The sequence below is a fragment of the bacterium genome, assembly GCA_014360495.1.
Taxonomy (GTDB): Bacteria; Armatimonadota; JACIXR01; order JACIXR01; family JACIXR01; genus JACIXR01.
The window spans coordinates 31,146-45,583 of the sequence record JACIXR010000005.1; the positions used below are offsets into that span (position 1 = coordinate 31,146).

At 46.7% G+C, this 14,438-nt stretch carries 12 protein-coding genes; 11 read left to right on the plus strand and 1 reads right to left on the minus strand.

All coding sequences use genetic code 11. The features are described from left to right. Window positions 1-3 precede the first annotated feature (3 nt). The 11 genes from wecB to H5T88_05325 all read left to right on the plus strand — a co-directional run bounded on the left by wecB (window position 4) and on the right by H5T88_05325 (window position 9,765). Entirely contained in the window at window positions 4-1,128 is a 1,125-nt protein-coding gene (wecB, locus tag H5T88_05275; protein MBC7329755.1) for a UDP-N-acetylglucosamine 2-epimerase (non-hydrolyzing), read from the plus strand. Continuing rightward, a complete protein-coding gene (locus H5T88_05280) occupies window positions 1,122-2,174 on the plus strand; it encodes an AI-2E family transporter (GenBank protein MBC7329756.1) in 1,053 nt (350 codons plus the stop codon). Before wecB ends, H5T88_05280 begins: the two co-directional genes overlap by 7 nt. Next, the gene (locus H5T88_05285) at window positions 2,174-3,235 is read left to right on the plus strand and encodes a glucose-1-phosphate thymidylyltransferase (GenBank protein ID MBC7329757.1); all 1,062 of its coding nucleotides are present in this window, start codon (window positions 2,174-2,176) and stop codon (window positions 3,233-3,235) included. The genes H5T88_05280 and H5T88_05285 overlap by 1 nt, the downstream gene beginning before the upstream one ends. Then, a complete protein-coding gene (locus tag H5T88_05290) occupies window positions 3,235-3,696 on the plus strand; it encodes a dTDP-4-dehydrorhamnose 3,5-epimerase family protein (protein ID MBC7329758.1) in 462 nt (153 codons plus the stop codon). Before H5T88_05285 ends, H5T88_05290 begins: the two co-directional genes overlap by 1 nt. Then, entirely contained in the window at window positions 3,693-4,982 is a 1,290-nt protein-coding gene (larA, locus tag H5T88_05295; GenBank protein MBC7329759.1) for a nickel-dependent lactate racemase, read from the plus strand. The genes H5T88_05290 and larA overlap by 4 nt, the downstream gene beginning before the upstream one ends. After that, entirely contained in the window at window positions 4,979-5,443 is a 465-nt protein-coding gene (locus H5T88_05300) for a tetratricopeptide repeat protein (protein ID MBC7329760.1), read from the plus strand. Before larA ends, H5T88_05300 begins: the two co-directional genes overlap by 4 nt. Before the next feature lie 347 nt (window positions 5,444-5,790). Continuing rightward, window positions 5,791-7,068: an ABC transporter permease gene (locus H5T88_05305; protein ID MBC7329761.1), complete on the plus strand. Its 1,278-nt coding sequence runs from the start codon at window positions 5,791-5,793 to the stop codon at window positions 7,066-7,068. 13 nt (window positions 7,069-7,081) lie between these two features. Continuing rightward, window positions 7,082-7,774: an ABC transporter ATP-binding protein gene (locus tag H5T88_05310; protein MBC7329762.1), complete on the plus strand. Its 693-nt coding sequence runs from the start codon at window positions 7,082-7,084 to the stop codon at window positions 7,772-7,774. 1 nt (window position 7,775) lies between these two features. Further along, window positions 7,776-8,369: a MotA/TolQ/ExbB proton channel family protein gene (locus tag H5T88_05315; protein ID MBC7329763.1), complete on the plus strand. Its 594-nt coding sequence runs from the start codon at window positions 7,776-7,778 to the stop codon at window positions 8,367-8,369. Further along, window positions 8,366-8,791 (plus strand): biopolymer transporter ExbD, encoded by a 426-nt coding sequence (locus H5T88_05320; GenBank protein MBC7329764.1) that lies wholly within the window; start codon window positions 8,366-8,368, stop codon window positions 8,789-8,791. Before H5T88_05315 ends, H5T88_05320 begins: the two co-directional genes overlap by 4 nt. Continuing rightward, the gene (locus H5T88_05325) at window positions 8,788-9,765 is read left to right on the plus strand and encodes an energy transducer TonB (protein MBC7329765.1); all 978 of its coding nucleotides are present in this window, start codon (window positions 8,788-8,790) and stop codon (window positions 9,763-9,765) included. Before H5T88_05320 ends, H5T88_05325 begins: the two co-directional genes overlap by 4 nt. A gap of 11 nt (window positions 9,766-9,776) precedes the next feature. Here H5T88_05325 and H5T88_05330 read toward each other — a convergent pair whose 3' ends face one another. Beyond that, window positions 9,777-14,072, minus strand: coding sequence for a discoidin domain-containing protein (locus H5T88_05330; protein ID MBC7329766.1), 4,296 nt, complete (start codon window positions 14,070-14,072; stop codon window positions 9,777-9,779). Between the last annotated feature and the right edge of the window lie 366 nt (window positions 14,073-14,438).

The window sequence follows — 14,438 nt, forward strand, 5'->3', positions numbered from 1 at the left end:
AAAATGAAGATAATTTGCGTTGTTGGGACGAGACCCGATGCGATAAAGATGGCACCACTAATTAAAAAACTCAAAGAGGACGAGAGATTTGAGGTAAAGGTCCTCGCCTCAGCCCAACATAGGGAAATGCTTGATGTCGCTTTAAGGGATTTTGATATAATTCCCGATTATGACTTGAATGTTATGCGAAGACTTCAAAGTTTGGAGGAACTTTCTGCAAGATTGTTGAAGAGGGTAGGGGAAATATTGAGGAAGGAAAAACCGGATATGATGATTGTGCAGGGAGATACAACAACGACTTTCATATCCTCCCTCGTAGCGTTTTATCAAAAGGTGAGGGTAGCGCATCTTGAGGCTGGATTGAGAACAAATGATAAGTTTGCTCCCTTTCCCGAGGAGATAAATAGGCGATTGACAACTCATATAGCGGATTTGCATTTCGCCCCTACGAGAAGGGCTAAGGAGAATCTTTTGAGGGAAGGGATAGAGGAGGAGAGGATATTCGTTACCGGCAACACGGTAATAGATGCGTTGGAGATGGCTTTAGAGAAGAACTGTGAGCTTCCTGTTTCTTCCAAAGGGCGCTACATCCTCCTGACGATGCATAGAAGGGAGAATTGGGGAGAGCCTATGAGAAGGGTCGCTTTAGCGGTCAAGAAATTATTGAAAGAATTCAAGGACTTGGAGCTCGTTTTTCCAATGCACAGAAATCCAATTGTGAGGAGGACGGTTAAGCCGATTTTGAAGGGGGAAAGAATTCATCTTCTTGAGCCGCTTTCATTTATACACTTCGTAAAACTAATGCAGGGTGCCTACTTTATCATGACGGATTCTGGTGGTATACAAGAGGAAGCATCATATCTGGGGAAACCGGTTTTGATTTTGCGTGAGGTAACAGAGCGTCCCGAGGTGGTTGAGGCTGGCTGTGGGGTTTTAGTTGGGACGGAGGAGGATAAAATCGTTGAAGAAAGCAAAAAACTCTTGCAATCTCGGGAGGAATATGTGAAAATGTCAAGGAAGGTGAAAATATTTGGAGATGGAAAGGCGAAAGATAGAGTTTATCAAGCTATCCTCTATTTTCTCGGCTGGAGGAAGGAAAAAGTTGAGGAGTTTGAGCCGATATGTTAGGTAGGAGGGAGCTCTTCACTACTTTCCTCTGGCGTCTGCTATTAATCGCTCTTTTCGGTTATTTTCTCTGGAGAATTCGCTCGCTCGTCCTCATAATTATCATTGCGGTTATCTTATACTATTGTCTTGCTCCTTTCATCAAATGGCTTCAGAGAAGAAGGTTTTGGGGGAGGATAAAGGGCGGTGCGAGGAGAACAATCAGCGCGATTATAGTGATAATAGTCACACTTGGCATCGCTGTTGGCGCCTCTTATTTCCTTGTGAGCCCGCTCGTAGGCGAGGCAAGAAGCTTGCAGGTAAACATAACAAAATACACAAAGGATTTGGTAAAGATAGCGGAGGATGTTCAGAGAAAGCTCCTAAATCTACCTGACCCATATCAGAAGGTGATTGCTGACCAATTCGCGAAAATCACAGAGTATATCTCCACGGGCGTTCAATGGATAGTTGAGAAAACCGTATCCGCATTCGGACATATCTTGGAGGTCTTCCTCATCCCAATCATAGCCTTCTATTTAGCAATAGGAGCGAAGGGATTGAGAAGAGAGCTTTTCCTTTTCATCCCTCCCAAATATGCTCGCAAGGCGCTTCTGATATTGAGGGAAACGGACTTGGCTCTTCGTCAATTCATAGTTGGGCAGTTTTTAGCATGTCTCATCGTTTGGATTATTGTGTGGGGAGGTTTAGCGATTTTGGGAATGGATTATCCCCTTTTTCTCGGCGTAATCGCTGGGATAACAAGGGCGATTCCCATCATTGGACCGATTGCAGGAGGCGCCCCTATAGTTCTCTTAGCTCTCATAAAATCACCCCTATTTTCCCTTTATGTCCTCGTCTTTTTCTCCTTCGTTCAGTTCATAGATGACAAATTCATTCTCCCTCTATTTATCGGACATCAGATGCGACTTCATCCGATAACGATAATCATTGCTGTATTCATAGGTGGGGAATTTTTTGGCATCTTGGGGATGTTTATGGCAACTCCCGTGGCGGCGGCGATTAAATCACTCTTTCACATCTTCTACGCACCGAAGGTGAGGATTTGATGAAGGGACTGATTTTATCGGGAGGCAAAGGGGAAAGGATGAGGCCCCTTACTTATACATCCGCCAAGCAACTTCTTCCCGTTGCCAACAAACCGGTTCTCTTTTACGCGATTGAGACCCTCCTTGAGGCGGGAATAAAGGAAATAGGGATAGTTGTGGGCGAGACGAAGGGGGAGATAATCAAGGCTTTGGGAAATGGCTCTCGTTGGGGAATAAATCTGACTTATATTGAGCAGGAAACGCCAGCTGGGCTCGCCCACGCGGTGAAGGTCGCCCATCACTTCCTTGGGGACGAACCATTCGTTATGTTCCTAGGTGATAATATCATAAAGGAGGGGATAAAGAGCTTCGTAGAGGAGTACGAGAGGGAGAAACCTGATGCCCTCGTTCTTTTATCGCCTTCAAAGCATCCCGAGAAGTTCGGCGTTGCGGTTGTTGAAGAGGGAAGGATTGTAAAATTGATGGAAAAGCCGAAACCACCTCCAAGCAACCTTGCCCTCGTCGGCTGCTACATCTTCAACCAGCATATCTTCTCCGCCTGTAGGGAGATTAAACCCTCAAAGAGGGGAGAGCTGGAGATAACGGATGCAATCCAATGGCTGATAGATAAAGGATATAGGGTTAGCTATCACATAATAAAAGGTTGGTGGAAGGATACGGGGATGGCGGAGGATTTGCTTGAGGCAAATAGGTTGGTTTTGGAGGAAATAGAGGAGGAGATAAAGGGGGATATAGATGACTTGACAAAGGTTTCCGGAAGGGTGAAAATTGGGCTAGGGAGTATGATAAGGAATAGCGTTTTGCGAGGTCCACTCGTCATTGGGGATAATTGTGTGATTGAGGATTCTTATATCGGACCGTTTACCTCCATAGGGAATGATGTGAAGGTGAAGGAAACGGAGATAGAGCATTCAATAATCCTTGATGGATGCTTTATAAATCTAAAGGGAAGGCTGGAGGATACAATCTTGGGGAAAGGGGTGATATTAAAGAGGACGGAAGGGCGCCCTCTTAGTTATAAGTTAATTGCGGGAGACAAGAGCATATTGGAGGTGATGTGATGAGATTGATAGAAGGAGTGAAAATAAAAATTCTCAAGCCAATTCCCGATGATAGGGGATGGCTTATGGAGATACTGAGATGCGATGACGAGATATTTGAGAAATTCGGACAGGTTTATCTGACTGTTTGCTATAAAGGGGTGGTGAAGGCGTGGCATTATCACAAATTGCAGACAGACCATTTCGCCGTCATCAAGGGAATGGCTCAAGTAGCCCTCTATGACCTGCGAGAGGATTCCCCTACGAAAGGGGAGATAAACGAGTTCTTCGTCGGGGAGCTCAATCCCCTCCTAATAAAGATACCACCGATGGTAGCCCATGGCTTCAAAGCAGTTGGGGAAGGTGACGCTTATGTGATAAATGTTCCCACGGAACCATATAACAGGGAAAACCCCGATGAATATCGCCTTCCCTGGAACGACCCCAATATTCCCTATAGCTGGGAGGTGAGAATGAGATGATAGGTGGGAGGGTAAAGGTATCGCTTTTGTATGGCGAGAAGGTGCTATTTTTGGAGCTTCCAGCGGAGAGGGTCAAAGCTGTTTTGCACAGCAAAGATGCTCCTGCTTTGGAGGATGTAGAGGGGAGAATTATGGAACTACTTGATAATCCCATCGCTTCTCCACCGTTAAGGGAGATAGCGAGAGGAAAGAAGACTGCTTGCGTTGTCATATCAGATATAACCCGCCCCGTTCCGAATCGTATTATCCTTCCACCTCTCCTTAGGTATTTGGAGGAAGCGGGGATAAGAAGGGAAGACATTTTGATATTGATAGCCACGGGTCTTCACCGTCCCAATTTGGGAGACGAATTGGAGAGAATGGTGGGGAGGGAGATAATGAGGAATTATCGCATTGAAAATCACATAGCAAGGGATAAATCGCAACAGAAATTCTTGGGAAAGACAAAGAGGGGAACGGAGGTGTGGGTCAATAGATTGTATTTGGAAGCGGATTTGAAGATATTGACCGGGCTCATTGAGCCCCATTTTATGGCTGGTTATTCGGGAGGACGCAAGAGCATATGCCCCGGCATTTCAGGGGTTGATACCGTGAAAATCCAGCACGGTCCCCATTTCCTTGAACATCCAAACGCCGATAATGGCATAATTGAGGGGAATCCCTTCCATGAGGAAGCTTTGGAGATAGCGAAAATAGCTGGCGCCGACTTCATTTTGAATATCACGATCAATAGGGAGAGGAAGGTAACAGGTGTTTTCGCTGGAGACATGGAGAAGGCTTGGGAGGAGGGGGTTAAGTTCGTGGATAAATTCGTAAAGGTGGGGATAGATGAACCTGTTGAGGTCGTCCTCACACATGGAGGAGGTGCTCCCCTTGATGCGACCTTCTATCAAACAGTTAAAGGTATGGTGGGCGCCCTCCCAATATTGAAGCCGGGTGGGACAATCATCATAGCCTCCTCCTGTTCAGAGGGAGTGGGTAGTGAGGAGTTCAGGACCCTCCTTTGGAATTCGGAATCTTTGGAGAAGACCGTGGAGAGGATGTATGACCCCGCCAATTTCATAATTGACCAGTGGGAGGTTGAGGAGCTCGCCAAGGTTTACAAGAAAGCGAAGGATGTCTATCTTTACACAGATGGATTGAGCGATGAAGAGATAAGGCACTGCTTTGTCAAGCGAGCGGAGGATTTGGAGAGGACGATTATGGATGTGCTTGAAAGCTATGGGAAGGATGCGAAGTTGGCGGTAATTTCGGAAGGACCGTATATAATTCCCTATGTGAAATGAAAGACACGATAATCTGCCCATATTGTGAAGCGGTTAATAGCAAGGATAGCAAGTTTTGCAGGGTATGTGGCTCAAGGCTGCCCACAGCCTCACAGAAGGAGATAGCTCAGCTGCTCCTTTCCGCAAGCCTCCATTTGGCGAATAAGAGATATGATGATGCGGAGAGGGAATGCAGATTGGCTATTGAGAACGACCCCTTCAACGCGGATGCACATTCCCTTTTGGGGGATATAATGGAGAGGAGGGGAGATTTCCAATCTGCTATAGAGGAATATAGGGAAGCGATTAGGTTGGCGCCGCAGGAGAGATTCTATCGCACGAGATTAGATGAGATAGGAAAAAAGAAGTCCAGGAGAGTTCCTTTAACAAGAAGATATATTCTCTGGCTACTTTCCCTTTCCTTTTTGATATTCTTAGCCTATCGTCTTTTCACCCTTTTAATAAGCCAAGGAAAGCCATAGTTTTCAAGTCTCAATTTCTCAATTGAGGCTTTCCGAAGGAAAGGCCCTGGGGACATCCTGCTTTCCTTTTTGAATACAAGATTGCCACGGCTTCTGAAAAACAGAAGGCGTGCAATGACAAAGGGTGGAGACGCTTTTGCCTCCACTTGCGATGACGGAACATGTAAATTGTCATTGAGGAGGTTTGCATCTTCTTGCTTCCTTTAAAGACAAAGGAGCAATCATTCACATTAAATTCTTTCAAAAATACTTTTTGAAAACGATTTGCAGTATAGCAGTTCCGCCATACATTTGACACAAAAATGACATTTTCACTGGTTAAAATTTCAGTAGGAGGTGAATATTCTATGTTTGGTTTTGCTTGGAAGGAGATAACGAGAAGGAAGGCTCGCTCTACTTTAACCATTGCTGGGATATTCCTCAGCATTCTCCTTCTTGTTGCCGCGCTTGCGATTATGCAGTTTTTTAGAGACGCTATGATGGTCCCCTTCAAGACAGCGGGTTCAGATTTAGCAATTACTGCGTTTGTTGAGCCCGGACCCTTCAAAAAAATACGCCAAGCGAGACATTTAGGCGCCTTACCCGATAGTTTGCTGCAACAAATAAGCCAGGTTCAAGGGGTAAAGGGGGTAAGTGGGGTTCTTCTCTTTTGGGATTATCATCCAGAGGAAAAAAATCCTATGTATAACTGCTGTGGAGTTGATGTTAGCAATCCCTCCATCGGACCTCTTTCCCTTGCTCCCGCTGCAGGTCAGGTATACGCGGTTATAAGTGGACGGTCGTTTAGCTTGGATGACAAGTATGTAGCTATTGTGGATAAGAAATTCGCGCAAGCGAAAAACTTGAATATAGGCGACCATATAGAGATAGGTTATAAAGACTTTGAGATTATTGGGATAGCCGATATGCAGGGTGTGCCCCGTGTGGCTGAAGCGGAGGTATTTATCCCCCTCGCGACAGCCAAGGAGCTCGTTCACGAAAACCAGCCCAATTTCCCGAAGGATGCGGTAAATATGATACTCGTCAAGCTGGAAAATCCCAAGGAGGCTGAAGCAATAAAGCCGAAGATAATGAAGTTGGTAGCGCAAGCGACCGGTCTGAAGCCGAAGGAGCAGATAAAAATCATAACCGCTGAGGCGATACTGCCTGACACAACGGGAGTTTCCACAGTTGCCCAAAGAATGATTAAAGTTCTCAGCATCTTAGTTGTTATAGGGGTGGCGATATTGGTGATGAGGACAGCTGTTGCGTCCATAGGGGAGCGCACGAGGGAGATAGGGATTATGAAAGCCTTGGGTTGGAGAAATGGGGATATCTCAAAGCTAATGATGATGGAGATGGCTGTTCAAACAACTATTGGTGGAGTTCTGGGAATAATAGTAGGCTATATCCTTGCCTATATTTACGCCTCTTCCGCTGTATTCAAGTTGCCTCATATGCTCCTTCCTTATTCCTGCGCCCCCGCTGCCGCTCCACCTGAAAACTTGAAAGTGGCTATGCATGTATATCCTTGGATTATCATAACAGCCCTTCTCATCTCCATAGTCGTGGGCGTGCTTTCTGGATATCTCGCCTCTCGGAAGGCTGCTGCCCTTGAGCCCGCGCAGGCGATTAGGGCTATTTAAGGAGGTGAAAGAAATGCCCTTAATAAAAGTTGATAATGTAACGAAGGTTTATAGAAAAAGGGATTTGGAGATCCGCTCTTTAGATGGAGTGAGTCTGGATATAGAGAAAGGGGAATTTGTGGTGATTTATGGAGTCTCCGGTTCGGGGAAGACGACCCTTTTAAACCTCATAGGAGGATTGGATAAACCTACCTCCGGTAAGGTTATTGTGGATTCAATTGACCTTACTGTTCAGGATGAGGAAAAGCTCTCTTTTTATAGGCGAGAAAAGGTCGGATTTATTTTCCAGGGCTTCAACCTCATCCCAACCCTTACCTCCTTTGAGAATGTCCTTTTCCCGCTCGTCCCCATCCCTATGCCAGAGAGCGAGAAGAGGAAAAGGGCAATGGAAATATTGAGCCAGATATTGCCGAATAAAAGACTTTGGAATCAGCTTCCCGTTGAACTGAGCGGAGGGGAGCAGCAGAGGGTAGCAATTGCGAGAGCGCTCGTCAACAATCCAGAGATTTTGATAGCGGATGAGCCGACGAGCGACCTTGATAGAAAGACAAGCGAGCAGATAATAGACCTCTTATTGGATGCAAATAAGAAGGGATGCACGGTTATAATCGCCACCCATGACCCTCGTATCATGGAGAGGGCAAGCATGGGCGTTGAAATGGAAGATGGAAAGATAATTGATATAAAGAAAGGAGCGAGTGCTTGAAATGAATGTGATGACTTTCCTTTTTCAGCACGGCGGCTTCACTATGTATATCCTCTTCGCCCTTTCGCTTATCCTTATAGCTGTGGCAGTGGAGAGGTCGCTACTCTATCGCAGGTTCAGAAAAGAGCTGGAGAAGTTCCTTTCCGATTTTGAGGCTAAATTCAAAAGCAATAAATCGGCGAAGGCTTTCTTCCCCTCACCGTCAAATCCATTGGTTGAGCTTCATTTCTCAAATCCCGGCGAAAAGGAACACGAGAAGCTGATGGAACTTAACCTGGCAAGGGTTTCCTTTTTCCTTGAGAGAAACCTTCCCTTCTTCGCAACGGTTGGAGCGGTTGCTCCCTTCATAGGTCTTTTTGGAACAGTTTTGGGGATAATGAATGCCTTCCACTCCATATCGGTTTATCGCTCGGCGGGAATAGCGGTAGTTGGGGCTGGAATCGCAGAGGCTCTTGTCTGCACAGCTGCGGGATTGGCGGTCGCTATAGCCGCTGTGACGCTTTACAATGCTTATCGCTCCCTCACGGGAAGGATAGTGGAAGCTTTGGAGATTAGGCAAAACGAGTTTCTTCTCAAAATGAAGGAGGAAGGATGAGAAAGAAAAGGGAGATTTTCTGGGAAATAAATATGGTTCCCTTCAATGACATACTGCTTGTTCTCCTCATCATCTTTATGATGACCGCTTCCTTCATCGTCACGGGAACGGGAATAGACATATCGTTGCCCCAAGCAGCAACCGCTGCCCCCCAGGAGCAGACCCAAGTCGCTATATTCATAACCAAGGATGGCAAGGTTTATCTCGGTGGGGAGGAGGTAACGGTTGAGCGTTTGCTTGATAGGTTGACTGAGGAAGCCCAGAGAAATCAAAAGATAGTCGTGATAGTCAGCGGTGATAGGAATGTTCCCTATGGGAAGGTCATAGATGTTTTGGATGCTGTTCGCCTTTCCGGTTTGGATTATATAGCTTTGGCTGCAGAGCTCAAATCACCGCCCTCTAATGGGAGGGTTAAAAGATGAAGAGAATGGATTTCAACTTCGTTAATAAAAAGAGGGTATGGGCAACGGCATTCGCTGTTTCCTTCTCACTTCATATCGTGGCTCTGCCGATGGCGGGAAGATTCCTTGAGGCTTGTCCAACCTGTCCACCTCCTACTCTTCAGCTTCCACCCATCTACGCAAGGATTCGCAATCCCTCTCAGAAGAGCGAGGAGCTTGAGAAAAGGGCACAAATTGTGAAGCAAAAGATACAAACCATTAAAAAAGAGGCAACTAAGAAAGAGGTAACGAAAGAGCTGCCCAGAAAACCGTTCTTGGCGAAAAATGTTGAGAGGTCTCCTTGGCTTCCCGATGAGAAGCCAGCGTCCCAGACGCCGGGAGGTGGGGCAGCTCAGGTTCTTGCGAAGACGACGCCTGGTGAGGGAGAATTCGTTGTGGGTGGAATCCCGAAGCCGGAGCCAGGCGCCACTGGACCGGGGTTAGGAGGGAGCGGTAGCGCTCCCGGGGTAGGTGGTTCGGGCGATAAGCCAGCGATGCCCTCTTCTCCACCTCCGCCTCCACCACCACCTCCTCAAGAAAAGAAGGAACCGCCTCCACCTCCTCCGCCTCCACCCGTGGAGAAACCAAAGGAGGAAGTGAAGCCACCACCCCCTCCTCCCCCTCCGCCACCCCCTCCACCACCTCCTAAGAAGAAGATAGACCCAAAGGAGATAGCGGCGTTCCAAAAGATGATATACAAGAAGATAAATTCAGCGAAGGAATATCCCTATCAGGCGAAACTGAGTGGGATGGAGGGAACGGTAAAGGTTTCCTTCGTTGTGAAAAGGGATGGCACGGTATCGGATGTAAAAGTCGTCAATTCATCAGGCTATAAGCTCCTTGACGATTCTGCTGTTGATACGGTGAAAAAAGCAGAGCCTTATCTTCCCTTCCCCAAGAGCGTTGAAGCCAACTCCCTGCGAGTGAGCGTAGAAATAGTGTATAAGCTGAGATAAAAACTTTCCGCTCAATAAAGATAAATCTCGTGGATTGACCAGAAGAGGAAGGGATTGGAGCCAAGCTGGGTCAGCTTTATGTATCTTGCCTTGACTTTAGGGAAATCAATTCCTAAAATCCCGTTCCATTGCCTCTTCTCAACCTCCTCGGCGTCTATCTCTGCAATCTTCTGCCAAATCTTCTTATCGAGAGAGACCTCAACTCTCAATCCTCTTGGGTAATCCCCTGGCGAAAGGGAGGAATCCAAAACCATCATGCTTATCTCTTCCTCCCTCCCCAAATCCAAAATGTAAAACATGCCGGGTTCCATCGCTTTATTTGATGACCAACGAGTTCGCACATCCCTATCAAAGGCGAATTCCTCACTGCCCTTCGGCTCTGCCTCGCCCACCCAACCGAAAGGTTTGATTTCCCTCAAGCCTCCCTCGGGAAGAATAAGGGAATAGCGAATGTCTTCAAGGGGATTTCCATCTCCATCAACTATCCTCGCCGATAAGCCCCATTCTCCGCTCAGCTGAGTCACCTTGAATAAGAGGCGATGCCAGCCCTTGCTCAATTTAATCGCTATTTTATCGGAATCCAAAGTCAGGGGACGAACGGCGGGATTCCTCCATATGAGCTTCCCATCAAGCCAAATCATAACGGAATCGTCGCTTCCCACATGAAGATATGCTTCCCTCTCTTTTGGAGAGTATAGGTAAATTCCCGCATAGCCAATTGCATAATTTTTATTCCACAAAGATTTGAAATTGAGAGGGGAATCTATCACTTTCCTCCATACTCTCCCACTTGCCACCGTCATCTCCTGAGGATATATCCCTTCCTCATCAATGTATCTCTCAATAAGCATTTCAAGATTATCCTTCCCCTCAAATGGTCCGAGAACAAGCCAGCTCATTATGTAGCCGTTCTCGTCAACATATATATCGGGCAAACCGCTGGGACGCATCTCCAAACCCAAATTTGAGAGAAGGAGGGAAAAAGCGGTGAGGAATTTGGGATATATCGGGCTTATATTCATTCCACATAGTATCAGCTTTCCCTTCCCTATCTCAATTTCCCCTACAACACACTTGGGCGGAAGAGCGCTTCTCTCCAGCTCCGCTTTGAGGATAGCGGCGGTCTTAATGTTCTCGCCCTGCCAATTCCATTTTCGCCAATCAGTATAGGAGGTTATAAGTATCGGTTTTATATTATCTCCCTCAAAATAATAGTTCGCTATCTCCCTTGCGCTGTTTCTCTCCAACCAATACAGCCAATCCAAATGGAGACCATCGGAAAGAGGATTCTTCCCCGCCCTTATGAGCTGAACTTCTCCTCTCAACGGAAAGATTTTTAATGATGGAACGATCTCGTTTAGGATTTTCTCGTTTTGAATAATCGGGTTAAGGAGGAGTAGTCTCCCACCTTTATCAAGGAAATCTCGCAAGGCGGAGGAAGAGGGGAGTCTTCGCCCATCGCATATAACCACATCATAACTTATTAAGTCTGCTTCCTTTATGTATGTGGCTTGCAGACCCAAAGACGAGATGAGGCTGGAGAGGGGAGTGCCGGCTTGCAAGAGGAGACCGACCTGAGGATAGCTGTTTTGGTCAAGAGAACGGAGATACTCAAGGGAATTTATCAGGAAGGCGAGGGCTGTTGGTTCCTCCTTTACTTGATTCAAGATATCCATCTCACTCAGAAGAATCGTTCCCTTACCTCTTTTTATCTCCAAAAAGCAGACCTCACCTGCACCGCAGAAAATTATAGGCTTAATCGTTCCCGAAATGGGAAGGGAATAACCACCGTTCGCAACCTTTCCGTGTCGCCAAAAGAGAAGTTCCTCTTTCTCTATTCCCTTTAGAATTGGATGCTCAAAGGGAGCGAAGGCTCTTTTGACCGAATAGTTTTGGCGGGAGAGCTTGAGTAGAGTGAGAAGGGAAGGGGAGGGCTCTAAAACCAAGACCTTTCCTCCCTCCTCAACCTTCTCCAACAAATCTTGGGCGCTTGAATCGTCCAATGCCTTAGCAATTATCAAAATATTCTGGGGAGTCAAGGATTTTATATCTGCCAGGGGAACAGCTTGAAAGGGCAGACGATTGGGGTCTCCGTGTATGAGGGGAGGGAAGGTGGGTTGGATGGGTGGATAGACATAGAACTTATAGTGTTCCTCTTTGACCTTAACCCATCCTTTATTCTCCTTCCATAATGCGACATTCATCTGGATGGCTTCCTTTTTGGGAACCTGAGGAAGAGCAAAGGAAATCTTTATTTCTTTGAACTCGCAGGGGGCGAGGGAAAGGGGAATGGCTTGGCTGAAAATCTTCTCCTCACCGCGCAGAACCTCAATGCGAAGCTCCAGATTTGAGCTCTCCGAGATATCATTGAAGATGGTGAATGTGCGGGATATTTTCTCTCCGCTGAAGAAAGAGCAGTTTCTTTCGCTTATAAAGAAGGTAATTGGTTGAAGGAGCTCTTTTATATAGGGATAGAGGGAATTAGGCTTGTAGGGTGGAAGGGAGGGGTCATAACCGGGATTAAGAGTTGAGCAGAAGGGACCCCATCGCTCTGGTTTAACGCCTGGGGTCTGCAAATCTTCATACGAGAGAACTCTTGTTATCGGCAGGGGCTCAAGGGAATACCAAACTACATTGAAGGGGGTGATCTGTTGAGCCCATCTGCGATACTGGGGAATCAAATCCCTAAGCTCTTCGCCGACCCCCTTTAGGCGATTGCTGAAGCTGAGATAAACATCCTCACCAGCTGTGGGGGCGACCTCGGGAGGAGTAGAGTAGAACATAGAGCCGGACTCTCCTATGGTTATTGGTTTCTGAGTTTTAGGGGGATTTGGTCCGGGGTAGTGGAGACTGAAAATCTCGCCTCTTCCACCAATATCTTCATCTCCGTCGGAGGAAACTGGGCGGGTCCCGTCCAATTCCTTTATCTCCCTTACCAATCCATAAATTCTCTCCAATACCCAATCCAAGGAAGGAGCGATATTATGGGGGATTGCTCCAAAGGAAGCCATAATTTCGTTTGCAACGCTCCAAATGACAACCGAGGGATGATTTCTATCCCGCAGGACGAATTCCCTTATATGTTGAGAGGCTCTACGCCAGAAATCATCGTTATAATAAAAATTGCAAGCGGAAGCCCAAATGGCGCTTTCATTCGTTATGAGGATGCCTTCCTCATCAGCGATATCCAAGAAGAAAGAGGGATAAACCTGAGCGTGAAGGCGAATGTGGTTCAAACCTGTTTCCTTAGCCATCTTGAACCAAAGGCGAGCATATTCCGGCGTCTGATAGGGGATTCCCATATAGTGCCAGGCATCGCCCCTGAGCTTTATCCTCTTCCCATTGAGATAGAAGGCGTTTCCCTCAATCCAAAATTCCCTGAAGCCGAAGCGGAGACGGTACTCATCCTTCATTAACGAATTGTGAATGCTTGCAACCAAAGTGTAAAGGTAGGGGTCATCTGGTGACCAAAGGCGAGGATTGTTCCAAGGAATAACGAATTCAATCTCTCCTCTCTCATCGGGAGCCAATCTCATTGGCTTTTCTTGAATGGGAAGGGGAACTTCCTTCCCTTCCTTATCCAGAATTGAAAGGAAAACTCCAAGATTCTGTTCGGACGCGGATTTATTCTGTATCCAGAGCTTTACCTTCATCTCCTTATTGCGATAAGAGGTGTTGACGAAGATGTCGTCAATATATACTTGTGGGCGGGCGATGAGGTAAACATCCTGCCAAATTCCCCTTATATGACCTCCCCAGAAGGAGCCCCAGGGGTAGGGGGTAAGTCCGTTGACATCGTAGAAGCTCTTATCTTTCACACCTACCAAAAGCTCGTTTTCCCCTTGCCAATTGACGAAATCGGTTATATCAAACTCAAAGGGGGTAAATCCACCCTCATGAGCGCCAACCTTCTTGCCATTAAGATAGACCTCGCAATAATAATGAACCGCTTCGAAGCGGAGGAAAAGGCGCATACCTTCCATAACAGGAGGGATTGTGAAGGTGCGTCTATGCCAGCCTATGAGGTATTTTTCCCAATCTTCGGGGTAGGAGGGGAAAAGCCTGAAATCGCCGCCCTCCCCTCGCGAGAAGGAATTAACATTCCAAGGGGAGGGGATGCGGATGGGGACTTTGTCCCATTTCCCTTCTGGTAGGCGGAATTCTCCCTCTTGTCCTTGAAACTGCCAATTGCCGTTGAGGCAAAGTTGTGGGCGGTTAGGGGATAGCCAAGAGACTTCCTCCGCGAAGAGGATGGAAGAGAGAAAGATTGCGAAAACGAAATGGGTCAATTTTGGAATTTTCCTCAAGGCGATATATCACCTACCTGTGAAGTTTTGATAAATTATAATGAGAGGGAAGGAATCTGATAAGGAAAAATGTTCATTTTGTCACTGGGAGGACAGAATCTTTCAGTCATTGTGAGAAGAAAAACGAGGAGGCAGTCTCTTTGAGATTGCTACGGTTTATGCTACTGCGCAGAACCCTCGCAAATAGAAAGGGTTATCTGAAGACCTCTGGGTAACCCTTTATCTGCTTGCCTATATCACTATTGTAGCGAATAACTATAACTCTATATCCATTCAAACGCAAATCCTCGCGAATTATCTCGTCCTTTTCCCTTTGCTTCCTCTCATCGTGGACCGGACCATCGCAAAAAACGCAAACATTCGGTT

Coding starts and splice junctions, on each gene's coding strand:
- wecB (MBC7329755.1), top strand. CDS start 4: ATGAAGATAATTTGCGTTGTTGGGACGAGACCCGATGCGATAAAGATG.
- H5T88_05280 (MBC7329756.1), top strand. CDS start 1,122: ATGTTAGGTAGGAGGGAGCTCTTCACTACTTTCCTCTGGCGTCTGCTA.
- H5T88_05285 (MBC7329757.1), top strand. CDS start 2,174: ATGAAGGGACTGATTTTATCGGGAGGCAAAGGGGAAAGGATGAGGCCC.
- H5T88_05290 (MBC7329758.1), top strand. CDS start 3,235: ATGAGATTGATAGAAGGAGTGAAAATAAAAATTCTCAAGCCAATTCCC.
- larA (MBC7329759.1), top strand. CDS start 3,693: ATGATAGGTGGGAGGGTAAAGGTATCGCTTTTGTATGGCGAGAAGGTG.
- H5T88_05300 (MBC7329760.1), top strand. CDS start 4,979: ATGAAAGACACGATAATCTGCCCATATTGTGAAGCGGTTAATAGCAAG.
- H5T88_05305 (MBC7329761.1), top strand. CDS start 5,791: ATGTTTGGTTTTGCTTGGAAGGAGATAACGAGAAGGAAGGCTCGCTCT.
- H5T88_05310 (MBC7329762.1), top strand. CDS start 7,082: ATGCCCTTAATAAAAGTTGATAATGTAACGAAGGTTTATAGAAAAAGG.
- H5T88_05315 (MBC7329763.1), top strand. CDS start 7,776: ATGAATGTGATGACTTTCCTTTTTCAGCACGGCGGCTTCACTATGTAT.
- H5T88_05320 (MBC7329764.1), top strand. CDS start 8,366: ATGAGAAAGAAAAGGGAGATTTTCTGGGAAATAAATATGGTTCCCTTC.
- H5T88_05325 (MBC7329765.1), top strand. CDS start 8,788: ATGAAGAGAATGGATTTCAACTTCGTTAATAAAAAGAGGGTATGGGCA.